This window comes from Henriciella aquimarina, assembly GCF_002088975.1.
In the GTDB taxonomy this organism is placed as follows: domain Bacteria; phylum Pseudomonadota; class Alphaproteobacteria; order Caulobacterales; family Hyphomonadaceae; genus Henriciella; species Henriciella aquimarina.
In genome coordinates this window covers 1-16702 of the sequence record NZ_NCST01000030.1, presented here as the reverse complement: position 1 = coordinate 16702, position 16702 = coordinate 1, and the positions used below count along the sequence as shown (strand labels likewise).

Genomic DNA, 16702 nt, shown 5'->3' with positions numbered 1-16702 from the left:
TTAACCCTCAATGGTGAAGAGGCCGGCATTGGCGTGAGCGTAGCTCATGGCATAGTCGATCTCGCCCGACGCCTCTGCGTGGATGGTGAGAAGCGGCTCACCAATCGTGATTTGTTCGCCTAGGCGTTTGTGAACGGTCAGACCAGCGGCCGGGCGTTCGGGAGCACCAGCAAGTTTTGCGAGCCTGGAGAGCTTTCTATTATCGATTGCTTTCAAGACCCCTGACCGAATTGCCGCGACGGGCGCAGTTTGCGCTGCGCGTGGTGGTTCGCGCAAACCGCCTTGAGCGGCGCATATGGCCTGAAACTTCGACCAGGCAGATCCATTGTCGAGCGCGTCCTGAGCCATGGCCGCTCCGGTATCCGGTTTGGCACGGCCCGCAAGTTCAAGGGCGGCGCCAGCCAGCGTCAGCGCCCGTTCGCGAAGATCTGGCGGCGCGCTTTTGCTTCTTTGCAAGACCCTGAGCACGTCCCAGGCTTCGAGCGCCGGTCCGATGCCGCGCCCGACGGGTTGGAGCCCGTCGCTGAACACGCAATGGGTCTTGAGGCCAAACCCACGTGCAACGATCGTCATGTGCTGGGCAAGGGCGCGGGCACCGGCAGCACTACGCAGTTTAGCGGTTGGTCCGACGGGCAAGTCGAGCACCACATGGCTCGCGCCGGCGGCGATCTTCTTTGACAAAACAGACGCGATCAGCTGACCTTCGGCGTCGATGTCGAGGGCCCGTTCAATGCGGATGAGAATATCATCGGCCGGGCTGAGCTGGACCGCGCCGCCCCAGGCAAGGCATCCACCTTCCGTTTCAACAACCCGCCTGATGTCTGGCAGTGACAGATCGACTTGGGTGAGCGTCTCCATCGTATCTGCAGTTCCGGCGGGCGATGTGATGGCGCGCGAGGAGGTCTTTGGGACCGTCAAACCCAGGCTGGCCAAGATCGCAACAACAATCGGCGTCGTGCGATTTCCGGGTAGGCCGCCCACGCAGTGTTTGTCGATGACCATGTCGGTATTCCAGTCGAGTTGCTCTCCGACGTTCACCATGGCGCCGGTCAGCGAGGTGATTTCGTCTATGTCGAGGCTCAGCGTGGAACAGGCTGAGATAAAGGCGGCCAGATGAATATCAGAATACAGTCCGGCGGCGATATCAGTCACGATCCGGTCAAATCCATCGCTTGGCAGCCGTTTGCCGGTCATCCGTTGACGCACATCAGAGAGAGACCGAAGCGTTGGAGCGTGGCTGACTTTAAGATCTGCGCCGGGCTCGGCACCAAGCCGGCTCCAAGCCGCTTCAGAAAGACCAGCCTCGCTAAGGGCCAGCCAATCATCGTCGATCTGGTGCAGGGTCGCGACCACGTCCCGCCCGTCGCAACTGATCAGCACACGGGCGCGCGACGTCAGTCCTTCTGAACGGCAGACCGGGCAGTCGGTCCGCATTAGAACGATCGCTTCGTCCTGAGCATGCCATTTCAGGCGTCGCGCGGACAGGGTCGTGGCGGCGTGGGGTTGATTATCCTGCGTCATTCGTCGCCGCTTCCAAGCTCATAGGCCTTCTCGATGGCAACAACATCAGTGCGCCAGCCGAGCTCATCCTGCATACGCGTGCTTAGCGCCTCTGATGCATCGGGTTCGCCGTGAACAATAAATGCTTTTGCCGGACGCTTTTCAAAGCCGCCAAGCCAGGAGATCAGCTCGTCGGCATCCGCATGGGCTGACAAAGCGGGCAGGCTGGCGATCTCGGCGCCGATATGAACGTCGTGGCCGAACATTTTGACCTTGCTTGCGCCCTTGAGAATCTTGTCTCCACGCGTGCCACCGGCCTGATATCCAGCAAACAGGATCGTATTTTTCCGGTCTCCACCAAATGCCTGAATATGGTGCAGAACGCGGCCGCCTGTGATCATACCGCTCGCTGCGATCACAACCTTTGGCATCAGATCATTGGTAATGGCTTTTGAAGCGTCGACGTCACGCGCATAAGTCGCAATCGCGCAAGTCTCTTCACAAACCTGCCGCGCAAATCTGTGATCATCGAGGTGTGTGCAGAGAAGTTCAGTTGCGTTTATCGCCATTGGGCTGTCGAGATAGATCGCGACATTCTCGAGCCGTCCCGCTTTTTTGAGCATCCAGATATGGTAGAGAATGAGTTGAGCGCGCCCGACCGCAAAGGCTGGAATAACCACTGTCCCGCCGCGCCTGGCGGTGCGTGCAATCACGTCACCCAGCTGTTCCATGGGATCGAGCTTCGGATGAGTGCGATCTCCATAGGTGGACTCTATGACGACGTAATCGGCATTTTGCACCGGCTCAGGGTCAAACATGAAAGGGTCGTCATAGCGGCCAAGGTCACCAGAAAAGATAATGGTTTTGCCGCCCCAACGGACTTCAACGGTCGATGCCCCAAGAATATGCCCGGCGCGGCGTAAATAGATATCGGCCCCAATCGCGAGATGAACGTCCTGGTGAAAGTCGATTGGGGTGAGCTTTTCAATCGCCGCTTCGGCGTCGGCGATCGTATAAAGTGGCTGAGCCGGTTTGTGGCGGGTGTAGCGAAGGCGGTTGGCCCGCTCGGCGTCTCGTTCTGAAATATACGCGCTGTCGCGCAGCAGGATTCCGCAAAGATCCTTGGTCGCGCTCGAGCAATAAACGGGACCGCGATAACCTTCTCTGACCAGTTTTGGCAGATAACCACTATGATCAATGTGGGCGTGCGTGAGGACAATGGCGTCGATGGATTTTGGATCAATCGGGAAGGGCGCCCAGTTGCGCTGGCGCAACGCCTTATAGCCCTGGAACAGACCACAATCGATCAGTATACGCTGACCTTCATATTCAAGAAGATGGCGTGAGCCGGTCACGGTTCCAGCCCCGCCAAGACTGGTCAGGGTGAGGGTCATGATGCGTGCTCCCGGCGCAGGACAGGTTTTGAGCGCTCGAGAGCGGATGGATCGCCTTGCCCATCAATGGCGCGCCGTTCATCCTCCGAAAGGAGATCGAGAGTTTTTTTCGGCAGCAACGCCATGGCGGCATCGACAGTATGAGCCCAGGTGCAGCGATTGGCGAACAGCATGCCTGCGACATCAAATGTTCCGCCGCGAGAAATGTAGCCGAGCGCGCGCAATTGTTCCGGCCCGCCATCCAGTCGTCTCAGCACACCCGTCATCGGTTCGGGCCGCGTATGCGTCAGCAGCACTCTTGCCAGCCCGCGCGGGAAAAGGGCTTCAAGCCTGTCTTCGCTCGCTGTGAATGCCTGCTCCATTGCGTCGCGTCCCATGCGGAACCTGCCCGGTTCAAGGATCAAGGTGACACAGCATGGCACGCCGCGTTCAGTGAGTCGCTGGAATGCGGCGAGGGCTTCGTGAGCCTGATAAGCGCCGATCGCGACCAATTGAATGTCGGCTGCCATGATATCACCGGCGATGTGGAGCGCTCCATTTTCCAGCGCGTGTTCGGCTTCCTCTTCGGATAGAAGGTTTGGGACATCTCGTTTCGGTGTCACGAGGCAGGCGATTTCGCCGCGCCCACGATAGATGTTGCGCAGCGCTTCAGCAGCGCTTGGCGCGTCGACCGGGAAGATCACCCGAGCGGTCTCCGACATTTCTCCGAGCAGCGCTTCGGGCAGTGTCGGGTCCTGGTGGGATTGTTCATTCTTGGCATTTTCCCAAGTATGCGAAGTTGCAATAAGCGGGACGCTGATCCAGCCCGGAATTTGACCGAGTTCTTTCTGTCGACGCGCGAAGATAATCTCCTGGCGCAGCGCGCCGAGCATCTTCATGGCGAAGGCCTCGTAGCTCACTGCGAGATTCAGCCCGCCCTTATTGCCAAGGGCTGCAGCTATCACAGCCTCTTCATTCAGCGCCGTGATGAGGCGACCATTTTTGGATTCAGGCGTGCCGGGCTCAGGCGCATTGACCCGATGCTTGAGCATCTCGAGCGTCAGCGGCATGTGGTTGCTGCGAAGCTCGTCAGGGTTTGCAACGCGGACCCGCAAATGCGGATTGGCGCGCACAATTTCGGTGAAACACTGATCGATCGCGTCCATTGCGCAATTTGGGCGGGGGGTGCCGAGCGAACGCGCGTCTGACCTAGGCAATACGGGATCAGAAACCTTGCGAACGGCGAGGGCGTTCTGACTTTCCAACATGCGGTTTTGTATTTTGTGGACGCTTAGGGTCCGGACCGCATCATCAAGCATGTCAGGCGGTGTGTAGAGCGCTTGTACGCCTTCATTGAAGAGCACGCGTGCGCCCTTATTGGTGCGCGGATTTCCTTCCAGTGGGAGATTGTGCGCGCTATTTCCCCCAGCCCCTGGAAACCCAAAACCCTTGATGCAGGGCGCAATCAGATAAGGCAGCCGCGCGGGGTAGGGGCCGTCCGTATCGCTCAGTTTTGAAAGCCGGGCCTCCGCTTCCAATATGCCCCATGCATAAGAGAGGGGATCATGGCCATCGACAATGATTGGGTCGAACCCGCTTAAGGTCAAATGCTTGACTAACCAATCAAGTCCGCCTTCCTGACTGATTTCGGTACGCTGTTCGATCCGCCGGCCATTCAGCACCATCGCAGGCACGGCGAAACCACTATCGCTGGCGCGCCACCAGCGCGGCGCCCAGTCGGATCCGCGCTGCTCTTCGAAAGCGCCGTCGCTCAGAAAGGCGACAAGGCGCTCGCCCAGCAATGGCATGTGGATATATTGCAGGCTGGTGAATCCAAGATACCCGCCTTCCGACAACCCGCCAGCTGTATTCGGGTTGACGTGGCTGCCGAGCGGCACGCCGGGGCGGCCATCGGGGGTGATCGCATAGCCGTAAAAGTCACTGACGAGCCGGGAAAGGCCTGCTTCACTGCGATCATAGCGCCCTTGCTGCGCGGCTGAGACATCGCCTGTGAGTGCGTTGATGGCTTCAATTGCAGCGACGCAATGACCCTGCCCAAGGGTCCAAGCACGGGTATGGCCACTCAACGCATTGGCGGCGAGATAGCCTGCAAATGCGATCGCCATGTTAAACGATCCGCCCATATGGCCTTCTGGCGAGGGTTTGAAATCCCCCGCCTTCAGGGGTGCGCCAGACAGGTCGACGCGACGTGCATATGACATGTGCGCGATGAGCCACATTGCCGCATTCGCGAGTCTGTCCGTCGCCGAGAACACGTCTGCGGCCTCGGTTTGTGTGAGCGCCAAAAGCCCGCGGTCGGCGTTCTGCAAGATACTCTGAAGTCGCTGCTGCGTCTCGGTATCATGGACGATCACGCCATATCCGCTGGTCCATTGTTCTGTCATGATCGTCGATATCCCCCTGCCAGTTCGCGCATCAAAAATCAGGTGAGCAGTCTTGATACGGCGCGTGGCGGGCAAACCCTCACGATCAGATTTGCGTGGATTCAGGCTGGCTTTCGCGGTCCAGAAACGCAGCCTATAAGCAGGAGAAAGGCGATGAGTGTGATGGTTCAGTCTCGCCCAGAAAGGGGTTTTGATGCGGTGCGATAAAACCTGCGAACTGCCTGGCGCAAGTGATTTGATTTCCCTCAACAAGTCCTGCTTTTGCATGACGCTCGGCAGGGCCGATCTTGATGAAGCCATTTTGGATCATGCCGGCAATGATGAGCTCTCGGCGCTTCTGGCGGCGCGGCCCAATCTATTTGCGGCCACGGCCGTTTTTGTCTCACCATCGGACCTGCGGGCGATGCAGGCGCAAGTGTCTGCAATTGAAGCGGTGGCATCCCTGACGTCTTATCAAGAGGTCGCCCTGGCACGCTCAAATGATAATATTTTCAGCGCTCAGACCGGCGCACGCGGTCTGTTCATGGGATACGATTTTCACATCTCTGAAGACGGACCCAAACTCATTGAGATAAATACAAATGCCGGCGGAGCCTTCCTGGTCAGCGAGCTCCAGCGCGCTGCGGCGAAACATGCTGAGGCTTGCGGAGATGCGCGTCTCGCGGATTCGGACGCAATCGATGCAGTCCTTGTTGAAAGCTTCATCTCTGAGTGGCAGGCGACGGGACGGGAGGGCCGTCCGGGCAGGTTGGCTATTCTCGATCAGGACGCATCTGGGCAGTATCTCTATCCGGACATGGTGCTCGCGAGAGACTTGTTGGCCCGCAACGGCATCGAAACCCTCATCCTTGACCCCGAGGCGCTCACCTATGAGAACGGCGATCTTGCGCACGGTGGAAGAGCTATCGACATGGTCTATAATCGGCTAACGGATTTTGATCTGTCCGAGCCAGGTCATGCACATCTGCGCGCCGCGCTCCTCGACGAGGCGGTGGTTATCAGTCCGGCGCCGCGCCACCACGCGCTCTATGCCAACAAACGAAACCTGATTTGGCTTAGCGATCCAGATTCGCTTAAATCGTTTGGCGCGGATGACGCAGACCGACAGGTGCTTGCGGCGATCCCCGATACGCGGCGCGTTACCGAAGACGTCGCTGATGAGCTTTGGGCGACGCGGCGAGGATACTTCTTTAAACCCGCCGCGGGTTTTGGCAGCCGTGCTGCTTATCGTGGTGACAAGCTGACGAAACGCGTCTGGTCGGCAATCCTGGAAGGGGATTATATTGCTCAAGCCCTGGTCCCGCCGACGGTGCGCGCTGTAACTGTCGACCAAGAGCCGGTAACACTGAAGTATGACGTTCGGCTTTACACTTATGCCGGGAAAACACTGCTGTTGGCTGCCCGCGTTTATCAGGGACAGACGACCAACTTCCGCACCAGCGGCGGCGGGTTTGCGCCGGTGTATCAGTTCTGATGATCTGGCATGCTTCGTTTTCGGATAATGGTGCGAAGTCACACCAAACGCTCTAACTAGGGCGCTCATCGCTGCCTCTCGATTTAGCGCCAATCTGAGTTCAATTAGCCAAATCGTCCGCAACTCGGACGAGTTGAAGAAAATCAAAAAATCAACTCTTAAGAGATCTGTGCTAGTTTTTTGAAATGGCTAAGCGATCAAAACAAGGCTCATTGGCCGCGCCTGAAAAGCGTGTCGCTAAGGCGTTGCTTCAACGCGGGTATTGACCTGAGCCCCGATTGGTCCCGCATTTGAATTGAGAGTCTGTCGTTATGGAGACAGACAATGCGCAAGAGCAAATTCACGGAAGAACAGATCATCGCGATCCTGGCGGAACAGGAGCGCGGCATGTCGACGGCGGATGTCTGCCGGCGTCATGGCGTCAGCTCGGCCACCTTCTACAAATGGAAGGCAAAGTTCGGCGGGATGGACGTGTCCGATGCCCGCCGGCTGAAGACGCTGGAGGGTGAGAACGCGAAATTGAAGCGCCTTCTGGCGGATGCGATGCTTGATAATGTCGTTCTGAAGGATCTGCTGGGAAAGTACTGACGACGCCCCAGTTGAAGCGGGTGGCGGCGCTCGGAGCGATGTCGGATCATGACATCTCCCAGCGTCGCGCCTGCCGACTGGTCAGCGTCGATCCGAAGACTGTCAGGCGAGAAGCGGAGCCGGATAATCCGGAGATCCGCAAATGTATGCGCGAGATCGCGGCAACGCGCCGCCGGTTCGGCTATCGCCGCATCGGCTTGATGCTCGAACGCGAAGGCATCGTTATGAACCACAAGAAGCTGAGGCGCCTCTACAGGGAGGAAGGCCTGGCGGTGAAGCGACGACGGGGACGCAAGCGCGCCACCGGGACGCGCGAGCCGATGCCTGTCCCGGACGGTCCATCGAAACGCTGGAGCCTTGACTTTGTGTCTGATGTCTTCGGTCCGGCGCGGCGGTTCCGGATGCTGAACGTGATCGACGACTATACCCGGCAATGCCTGGCACTGGTGGCCGACACCTCCCTGTCAGGCGCGCGTGTGGCGCGGGAGCTTGATCGCTGCATCCGCCTCTATGGCCGGCCGGAGACCATCGTCTCGGACAATGGGACCGAGCTGACCTCGCGCGCCATCCTGGAATGGCAGAACGAGACCGGCATCGCCTGGCACTACATCGCGCCGGGCAAGCCGCAGCAGAACGGCTTCGTCGAGAGCTTCAATGGCAAGCTCCGTGACGAATGCCTCAACGAGGAAGTCTTCGACAGTCTCTCCCACGCCAGAAAGGTACTGGGGCGCTGGCGGCACGATTACAATCATCACCGGCCTCACTCATCGCTGGGCGGGCTGACGCCCGCAGCGCGCCGGTCGCTCGAGCTTGTCGGGGGCTCCACTCCCGGCGCGCTCGCCAGACATCAAACCTTGGACTATGAAAGGGTCAGACTCTCGAAATAAACGAGGGAGCCGAAGGGCTCAGGTCAAGGCCCGCATCCTTCGATGCGGGCCTTAGCTTCCGTCTGCTGATTGATTGCCGGTCCGGAGTCGCCAATAGAAACGCTGCCTCCTAAGAATCGCTAGAACATGGTTCGCAAGCCGACTTTAAAAACGGTGTCATCCGCGCTGCCGGTTTCCAATCGTTGAAAGTCAGCGGTGTCGCCATAGGCTTCTTCATAGGCAAGCTCGACATAAGGTGCGAATTCACGGGTGAATTCATAGCGCAATTGAGCGCTATATTCCGCCGTCGCTAATCCCGAACCAATCTGCCGGGACGGATCGTCTTCGGCATAGAAATCTAGCGCAATGCCGGGTTCGAGGATCAGGCGTTGCGTGAACAAAAGTTCGCCCGTGGCTTCAAATCGGGCGCTGACATCGCCACTCGAAGAGACAAAGGCGGCGGCATCAACTTCGAAGAAGTAGGGCGCAAGACCTTGCAGCCCTATAACGCCATAGGTCTCGCCTTTAGGCTCAAGGTCGTAGCGCACACCAATCTGCGCATCCCAGAATTTTGAAATGTAGCGTGAATACAGCGCTTGGACCTCGGCGTCCTCGAAGTCGCCATCGGCAAACTCACCTTCAGTCTTCCACCAAAAGCGATTATAATCACCGCCGACCCAGCCTTGGGCATCAAAGGCACCGACGGTTTCATCATCAATCTCGGCAATATCGGCTTCGATCAACGTGTAATTGTAGACCGGGTCACCTTCGGTTGCGAGGGCCGGCAGGGCGGTCGCCATGGCGAGCGCACCCACGATCAGGAAATTGGGTTTCATCTGTTTTATCCTTATGGGTGTTTGTTATTGAGCGCCGCCAATGACGTCGACTTGCCGGAACATGCCGGTCGCGGCGTGCTGGAGAATGTGGCAGTGGAAGGCCCAGGATCCGGTGGCATCGACGGTTACATCGGCGGAGATAGTTTCACCTGGCCGGATCGTGATCGTGTGCTTGCGGGGCGCCATGTCGCCCTCGCCATTCACCAGATCCATCCACAATCCATGCAGGTGCATCGGGTGCTCCATCATGGTTTCATTCTTGAATGTGATACGAACGCGTTCGCCGTAATTAAACTCCAGCGGGCCGGCGTCACCGAACTTCACGTCGTTAATCGACCAGAAATACCGTTCCATGTTCCCTGTGAGACGAAGCTCGACCTCGCGATCTGGAGCTCGCCGGTCCGTATATGGCGTGAGCGCGCGGAGATCGTCATAGGTGAGGACTTTCTGTCCTTGCTCCATCGCAGGCATTTCGCCATGTCCGCTATGGGCGTCTCCACTCATGTCCATGGTCATCTCATCCATGCCGGTAGCTTCACCATCAGCCATCGCGCCGTGGCTGGCATGGCCTTCGCCCATCGCTGCCATTGTCAGCTCTGGCCGGGGCCCAAGTTCCGGGATCGCCGCTTCGGCGCCGGGTGTCTCGCTGAGTGTGCCGCGGGCATATCCTGATCGGTCCTTTGCAGCGGCGAAGATCGTATATGATTGTCCCGCCTCAGGCTCGACGATAACGTCGAAGGTTTCAGCGATAGCGATCGGGAACTCATCAACCGAGACTGGCTCGATGTTCTGACCATCGGCCTGGACCACTGTCATTTTGAGTCCCGGAATCTTGACGTCGAAATAGGTCATGGCGGCAGCATTGATGAACCGGAGACGGACTTTCTCGCCCGGTTCGAAAAGACCGCTCCAATTGTCTTCAGGCGTTTCACCGTTCACCAGAAACGAGTAGCCGGTAATGTCGACAATGTCGGTTGGATCCATGCGCATCCGGCCCCACGCCAGTCGCTCCTGGATGACGTCGGTCTTTTCGCCGCCATCAGCATTTGTCCAATCACGCCAGAGGTCGAAAACGGTTCGGCGATTGTAATTGTAATAGTTCGAGCGCTTCTTGAGATTGGCGAGCGCTTTGTAGGGACTGTCGTTCAGCCAGTCGGCGAGAATGATCACATGCTCGCGATCATACTCGAAGGGGTCCGGCTGTGCCGGTTCGATTATGATGGGCGCGAAGACGCCCTCCTGTTCCTGCAGCGCAGAGTGTCCATGGTACCAGTAGGTGCCTGACTGGTTGGCGGTGAAGTTGTAAGTGTAGGTCTCGCCCGGCGCGATGCCGTCAAAACTGATCCCCGGAACGCCATCCATACCAGCGTCCAGGATAATCCCATGCCAGTGAAGCGAGGTATCTACATCGAGTGTATTGGTGACATTGATGGTGACGTCTTCGCCTTCACGCAGTCGCAGTAGAGGGCCAGGGCTCGTCCCGTTGATGCTGACGCCGGTCAGCGTCTTGCCATCGACCGTCCGTTCAAACTGGTCGATCTCCAGATTATAAACGTCTGCGAGTGCGGCGGGCGCGATCAAGCTGCTTGTCGCGATGAGCAGTCCGGCGAGTTTGGAACGCATGATGTTCTCCTTATTGCGTTGGACGCCGCTGGAATATTGGGGGAGGAATAGGCGTCGTTGTCGGATGGTTACGCGGCCAGACCGGGCACCCCTTATGCCCCCTTGGGGTATGAGGTGCGACACTTTAGCGAACCGTCACCGACGCATCGCGCTTTTCAGCCAGGCAAAGATCAGACTGGGGATGATCAGCCACTGCAAGAGCGGCGACAGCCCGGTGTTGAGCGGTCCGATCGTCGGCATTGCTTCGCGGTAGGCCCAGCTTTCGCGGATCGAAATATTCAGCCATTCGCTGAACACTGTATAGGTCAGTCCGATCAGGAGGCTTAAACCTGCGACTCGCCAATAGTTTTTGTCTGGCCATCCACGGCGCCCCGCGATGAGCCAGGCGAGCGATAGCGAAGACCCGGCGATTAGGACATCGCCAAATGTGCAGTGAGCAATCGCGAATGCGATCTCGGCGCGTGTCCCATCAATCCAGATCGTGTAAAGCGGCGCGTGGGCGATTTCCCAGATCAAGTTTGCGACCGCGATAATCAGAATGTAGGCGAAAAAGAACTGTAACAACCGCCAGTTTGGAGCTGTGGTTGGTTTCGGGATGTCCAGTTCTTGCGTCATTGGCGTCTCTTGCGAAAATGCGATCAGATTGCCAATTTCTACGTGTCGACAGGTATCATCCCTCACATGCAGATCGGCATTGTCAGGCGCGCGATCGGTGCATATTGACTTTAATCAATGTTTTTAAGGGAGCGCGATAGCCGCTGCGTATATGACAATACGTAGTCCTCCCTAAATTTGCTTCTCGAAAGGAGAGTGCCATGAAAAATGACCTAGACGCGCTCATCAAAGATCTGAAGGTGGCGCCCCTTGATCGCGACCTTCACAATCTCGAAGCCGAGGTTTGGGAGCGGATTGACGCGCGCAACCCAGCCGGACACCCAGCTTCGCCCGCAGCGATTGCCACAGACAGACGCCTTTTTGCGACACCGGCAGTAAGTCGAACCGCGGCGGTTGCGCTTGCCGTTGCAATCGGCCTTTTGGTCGGATTGTTCGGGGCGCCCAGCCAGTCATCGCCGAGCGATTTTTCGGTCTTCTCTGTTGACGCCCCATATGCCCCTTCCGGGCTTCTGAGGTAAGAGGAGTAATGAAACTAGAACACTGGATCATTGTCGTTTTCCTAGCCCTGTGCGCGGGCATGACCGGCGTGTTTGTCGCTGGAAACTGGTCTGTAACGCATCCGGTCGAAACAGCTTCTGGTTTGCATGAGCTGGTCCATCACGACTTGGATCTCTCAGCGGATCAGGAAGCAGAACTCGAGCTAATCGAACACCGTTTCGCGGCCAGAAAGGCTGAGCTGGAACAAAAGCTTCGCGCGGCCAACTTGGCACTTGCTGGCGCTATGGAGGCCGACAAATCCTATTCGCCCGCTGTTCAGGCGGCGATCGATGATTTCCACACAGCCATGGGGGAGCTGCAAAAAGTCACTATCGAGCATGTGTTTGAGATGCGCGAGATCCTTACCGAGGAACAAGCGATCGTCTTTGACGCAGAAGTCGTTCGAGCACTGACGGAGCTTTAGACATATACACGTGCACAACACAGAGCGAACAGATGCAGAGCTTGCTGTAGCCGCAGCGGGGGGCGAGGAACGCGCTTTCACCGAGCTTATGCGCCGTTACAAGGAACCGCTCTACCGCTACGTTCAACGCTCGATGCGTGGCAATGAAGACGCCTATGATGTGCTGCAGGAAGCCTTTACCGCAGCCTGGCGTTCGATTGACCGTTATGACCCGTCGCGGAAGTTCTCGACCTGGATCTACCACATTGCGCTCAACAAAGTTCGTGATCATGGCCGTAAACGCGCCGTGCGAAGCTTTTTCTTTCAAGCAGCACCTCTGGAGAGCCCGGATCGGCCCGATATCGCGGACCACTCGCAAAATGTTCAAGACGATTATGAGCACCGCGATGAGCTCAACCGTGTCTCGAAAATGGTGGACGCGCTGCCAGATAAGTTGAGGCAGGCCTTTACGCTGCAGGTCCTTCAAGACATGCCCCAAAGTGAAGTGGCCGAAATACTTAGTGTCTCCATCAAGGCGGTGGAAACACGGGTCTACCGCGCCCGGAAAATCTTGCAGGAACAGGTCGAAAAGCTCGATTAGGCTTCTTTTTTAGCAGACATTAGCGGCGACGTTTCGGACCTCGGGCGCGATGCGAGATAGATCCCGATGGCAGCGAGCGCGCCGCCGCCAATGACATTTATCGTCAGTGGCTCTGAGAAGAATAGCGCGCCAATCGAAACGCCAATGATCGGAACGAGAAAACTAAATGCGGCCGCCTTGGATACATCCAGCGACTGCAAAGTCACCTGCCATAACCAATAGGCCAGCGCCGTCCCGGGCAGGGCGAGTCCAAGAAGTGAAATTATGAATTGCGCCGACCAGTCGATGGCCGTTGGGGATTCGGTCGCGAACGCCAAAATTGAGATCGGGATCGCTCCAACCAAAAGCTGTAACCCCATCGCCATCGCCGCATCGACGCGCATCGCTAATGACTTAATGGCGATGTTACCTACAGCGACGCCGCTCGTCGCCATAATTACCAGGACCAGACCGAAGGCTGTTGACCCCCCGCCCGAGGCCAGTACGCGCGGTATGGCGATGAGCGCCACGCCGCCGACGCCGAGGCAAAGCCCAAACCAGCCAATCGGTCCAAGACGTTCGCGCAGAAACACGACAGCGAGCACGGCGGCGATCAACGGCTGGAGACTTTCTATCACGGTCGCAAGACCAGGTGATACAAACTCCGCGGCGTGAAACATCCCGAAGTAGCCAATGCCGGTCATTCCAAGACCAGCAAGCGTGATCCAGCCCCAAACGGTCCACCCGCGAGGCAACGCGGCTCGGCGCAGAGCGGCGACACCTATTAAAACACTACCAGCCAGAACAGCGCGCAGGGCTGCAAAGGTCAGGTGAGGTGCATAAGCGAGCCCCAGCGTGATGAGCGGATAGCAGGAGGCCCATAAGACCATGACGATGGCTGCGAGAATGCGGGGGCTGACAATCAAACCAGGGCTCCGGTGAAACACTTGAAAGAGTGGAGCCAATTATGAGGGCGCCGCCTGTGTGCTGCGTAATACGTTGCAAGTGCCCAATACCCTTGGGTTCGAACAGTTGTAAAAAGGATACCCCTCATGAAACCGATCTGGATCACCGCCGCCGCTGTTTTTGCTTTGTCGCCTATGGCCTTGGCTCAAGACGGCCACAAGACACATGATCAAAGCGAAACACCTGCCGTTGAGGCGGAGACGGACCCCGCCAGTGCCAAAACCTGCATGGCTGGTCATGAAGGCATGGAAGGTATGGAGGGCTGCATGGCCAATATGGAAGGTAAGATGGCTGAAGGTCATATGATGGATCATGGCGGCGATCACATGATGGGTCGCGACAAACCCATGATGGGCGAGGGCGGCATGGCGATGGACATGGATAAAATGATGGAGCATGGCGCAGATGGCCACCAAATGCATGCCGCATCTGGTGATCATCCAATGTCTGCGGAAGACTGCGAGGCCAAACATGAAGCTATGGGCCATGATCCAGCTGAGCACTGCCCATTGATGACGGGCGAGGAGGAGGTTGCCACAGAATAAGGCGTGTTCGGGTGTCGTTCTTCGGCGCCGCCGCCTTGGTCCCGGGCCTTCGCACTACGTCCCCCCCAACTGTGAAAGCCCGGACCAAAAATTGTTCGCTTCGACGAACAATGAAGCAGAATGAGATTAGCCCTCCCCTCTCGCTCGATCTCGCTCTGAACTTGCCGCGTCCCATGCTCCCCCCAAAGCCAATATGGGGCGCGGCAATATATTCATCGCTGCATGGGACGCCGCAGCTGCACCTGTAATGGACACAGCGTGCCCGGCGTCTGTTCCAATGATGAGAATTTCAGGGAGTATTTTTATGTCAGACTCCGTTCCCACAGAAGTTGAACGACGTGATTTTATCTTTATTGCGACGACTGCCGCCGCAGCTATTGGAACGGGACTGGCGGCCTGGCCGCTTGTCGATCAAATGAATCCGGCGAGCGACACACGCGCGTCGAGTTCCTTGGATGTCGACGTTTCGAAGATTCCGGTCGGTGGCGAAATCCGGGTTTTGATCGGCGGTAAGCCGTTTTTTATTCGCCGACGCACTGAAGCGGAGATCGCCGCTGCCAACGCCGTTAATTTCGACCGATTGCCAGACCCGGAAACAGATGATGCCCGTCTTAGGCCCCGCCGTGATGGCACGCTCAACCCCGCTATATTGATTACATCGGGCGTCTGTACGCATCTTGGCTGTGTGCCTGTAGGCCCAAATCAGGGCGCGGTCGGAGATTATGGCGGGTGGTACTGCCCCTGCCATGGATCGCACTATGACATTTCCGGGCGGATCAGAAAGGGACCGGCACCGCTGAATCTGCCTGTCCCAGACTATGTCTATCTGACTGATGATTTAGTGACGATCTCGATTTGAGAAACCGAGTTGGAGCGCTTGGCACCAAGAGCGACAGACAATGAAACGCCAATTGGAAAACTCACACCTGATCGTCTTTCTTGTACTTTGCCTGCTTGCCCTGACGATCGTGTCCCACCAAGTGGTGTAGCTCGTCATTGGCCTGACGGTTTTGGTCAGGCTGAGCTGATCAGCCGACCTGAGCTACAGGCAGGCTGACCAGGGGGTTATCGCAGACTGGCGCGAGGGTTTCCAGCGTCATGTAGCGTGCTCTCTGCACGGCCCATTCCTCGGTCTGTTCCATGAGGATCGCTCCCACCAGTCTGCGGATGGCGTTTTCATTGGGGAAGATACCGACGACATCTGTGCGCCGTTTGATCTCGCCGTTGAGCCGTTCGATGGGATTCGTGCTGTGCAGTTTCGTGCGATGCTGCTGCGGGAACGTCATGTAGGCAAGGACGTCTTCTTCTCCCTCGTCCATCAGCGCGGCGAGCTTCGGCAGTTTCGGCCGCATCTGATCGGCGACATGGCGCCACTGGGTCTTTGCAGAGGCATAGTCGTTCTGGGCGAAGGCGGTGGCGATGAAGGCCGAGACCACACGCCGGCTGCTCTTGCCGGCATGGGCCAGGACATTCCTCTGGAAGTGTACGCGGCAGCGTTGCCAGCTGGTATTGAGGACGCGGGCGACGGACGCCTTGATACCCTCGTGGGCATCGCTGATGACGAGTTTCACCCCACTCAGCCCCCGGCGTACCAGATCGCGCAGGAAGCCCGTCCAGAACGTCTCCGCTTCCGAGGGGCCAATGGCCATGCCCAGGACTTCCCGGCGCCCGTCCGTATTGACGCCGACGGCGATTGTCACCGCGACCGATACAATACGCCCGCCCTGGCGGACCTTGAGATAGGTGGCATCGATCCAGAGATAGACCCACTCGCCTTCGATCGGCCGGGTCAGGAAGGCCTCGACCCGCTCATCGATTTCTTCGCAGAGACGCGACACCTGGCTCTTTGAGATGCCTGTGCCGCCCATCGCCTGGACGAGATCATCCATCGCCCGGGTCGAGACGCCGTGCACATAGGCCTCCTGGATCACCGCTGTCAGGGCTTTCTCGACGGCGCGGTGAGGCTCCAGGAAGGACGGGAAGTAGCTGCCTGTGCGCAGCTTCGGGATCCGCAGTTCGACATTGCCGGCCCGGGTCTGCCAGTCACGTTCCCGGTAGCCATTGCGCTGGGCTTTGCGCTCCGGATCCTTTTCGCCGTAGGCCGCGCCGGCGCGCACGCCAACCTCGAGCTCCATCAGCCGCTCAGCGGCAAATCCAATCATCTCCTTGAGCAGGTCGGCGTCCCCACTCTTCTCAACAAGCTCGCGCAGGTCCATCATAGCCTTGGTCATTGTCGGTTTTCCTTCGGTCAGGTTGTGTGTCGCAACCCAATCCTACCAAGGAACCGGCAATGGCCAACCGCGCTGCGGGCCTCGTCCTACAGCGCCATGTGGAAAGGCGCGGACGAGACCCGCAGCGCTAACCAGCTACACCACGACCCGGGACGTGACC

General features: G+C 58.0%; 14 protein-coding genes. 6 read left to right on the top strand and 8 right to left on the bottom strand.

Translation table 11 applies throughout. The annotated features are described in order from the left end of the window. From B8784_RS04600 to B8784_RS04590, 3 genes are read right to left on the bottom strand one after another with little or no spacing between them, the layout of a single operon-like run. Entirely contained in the window at window positions 1-1521 is a 1521-nt protein-coding gene (locus B8784_RS04600) for a thymidine phosphorylase family protein (RefSeq protein WP_084396444.1), read from the bottom strand. Beyond that, window positions 1518-2894: an MBL fold metallo-hydrolase RNA specificity domain-containing protein gene (locus B8784_RS04595; RefSeq protein ID WP_035551724.1), complete on the bottom strand. Its 1377-nt coding sequence runs from the start codon at window positions 2892-2894 to the stop codon at window positions 1518-1520. Before B8784_RS04595 ends, B8784_RS04600 begins: the two co-directional genes overlap by 4 nt. Beyond that, entirely contained in the window at window positions 2891-5278 is a 2388-nt protein-coding gene (locus tag B8784_RS04590; RefSeq protein WP_084396443.1) for a phosphoketolase family protein, read from the bottom strand. The genes B8784_RS04595 and B8784_RS04590 overlap by 4 nt, the downstream gene beginning before the upstream one ends. 235 nt (window positions 5279-5513) lie before the next feature. On the opposite strand from B8784_RS04590, the gene B8784_RS04585 reads away from it, so the two are divergent. Then, window positions 5514-6752, top strand: coding sequence for a hypothetical protein (locus B8784_RS04585; protein WP_233349717.1), 1239 nt, complete (start codon window positions 5514-5516; stop codon window positions 6750-6752). Between the two features lie 324 nt (window positions 6753-7076). Continuing rightward, a protein-coding gene (locus B8784_RS04580; protein WP_119377456.1) for an IS3 family transposase occupies window positions 7077-8227 on the top strand; the annotation gives its coding sequence in 2 pieces (ribosomal slippage) (window positions 7077-7335 and window positions 7335-8227; 1152 coding nt in all). A 119-nt stretch (window positions 8228-8346) separates the two neighbouring features. Here the strand turns inward: B8784_RS04580 and B8784_RS04575 are convergent. From B8784_RS04575 to B8784_RS04565, 3 genes are all read right to left on the bottom strand, one after another. Continuing rightward, complete coding sequence (locus tag B8784_RS04575; RefSeq protein WP_084396441.1) at window positions 8347-9042, bottom strand: copper resistance protein B; 696 nt, start codon at window positions 9040-9042, stop codon at window positions 8347-8349. 24 nt (window positions 9043-9066) lie between these two features. Beyond that, window positions 9067-10665, bottom strand: coding sequence for a copper resistance system multicopper oxidase (locus tag B8784_RS04570; RefSeq protein ID WP_119405118.1), 1599 nt, complete (start codon window positions 10663-10665; stop codon window positions 9067-9069). A gap of 135 nt (window positions 10666-10800) precedes the next feature. Then, window positions 10801-11280 carry a hypothetical protein gene (locus B8784_RS04565; protein WP_084396440.1) on the bottom strand — a complete coding sequence of 160 codons (480 nt, stop codon included), beginning with the start codon at window positions 11278-11280 and terminating at the stop codon, window positions 10801-10803. A gap of 526 nt (window positions 11281-11806) precedes the next feature. Here B8784_RS04565 and B8784_RS04560 point away from each other — a divergent pair. Together B8784_RS04560 and B8784_RS04555 are read left to right on the top strand one after the other, a co-directional pair. Then, window positions 11807-12241, top strand: a complete 435-nt coding sequence (locus tag B8784_RS04560) for a Spy/CpxP family protein refolding chaperone (RefSeq protein ID WP_084396439.1) — start codon at window positions 11807-11809, stop codon at window positions 12239-12241. A 10-nt stretch (window positions 12242-12251) separates the two neighbouring features. Next, the gene (locus B8784_RS04555; protein ID WP_143435289.1) at window positions 12252-12821 is read left to right on the top strand and encodes an RNA polymerase sigma factor; all 570 of its coding nucleotides are present in this window, start codon (window positions 12252-12254) and stop codon (window positions 12819-12821) included. On the opposite strand, the gene B8784_RS04550 is transcribed toward B8784_RS04555, so the two are convergent. Next, window positions 12818-13726: a DMT family transporter gene (locus B8784_RS04550; protein ID WP_084396437.1), complete on the bottom strand. Its 909-nt coding sequence runs from the start codon at window positions 13724-13726 to the stop codon at window positions 12818-12820. The genes B8784_RS04555 and B8784_RS04550 overlap by 4 nt on opposite strands. A 126-nt stretch (window positions 13727-13852) precedes the next feature. Between B8784_RS04550 and B8784_RS04545 the strand changes: the two genes are divergently transcribed. Then, a complete protein-coding gene (locus tag B8784_RS04545; RefSeq protein WP_084396436.1) occupies window positions 13853-14311 on the top strand; it encodes a hypothetical protein in 459 nt (152 codons plus the stop codon). Window positions 14312-14615: 304 nt separating this feature from the next. Then, window positions 14616-15170, top strand: coding sequence for a ubiquinol-cytochrome c reductase iron-sulfur subunit (gene petA, locus B8784_RS04540; protein WP_084396435.1), 555 nt, complete (start codon window positions 14616-14618; stop codon window positions 15168-15170). Window positions 15171-15339: 169 nt separating this feature from the next. Here petA and B8784_RS04535 read toward each other — a convergent pair whose 3' ends face one another. After that, window positions 15340-16542, bottom strand: coding sequence for an IS256 family transposase (locus tag B8784_RS04535; protein WP_084396434.1), 1203 nt, complete (start codon window positions 16540-16542; stop codon window positions 15340-15342). Window positions 16543-16702: the final 160 nt, after the last annotated feature.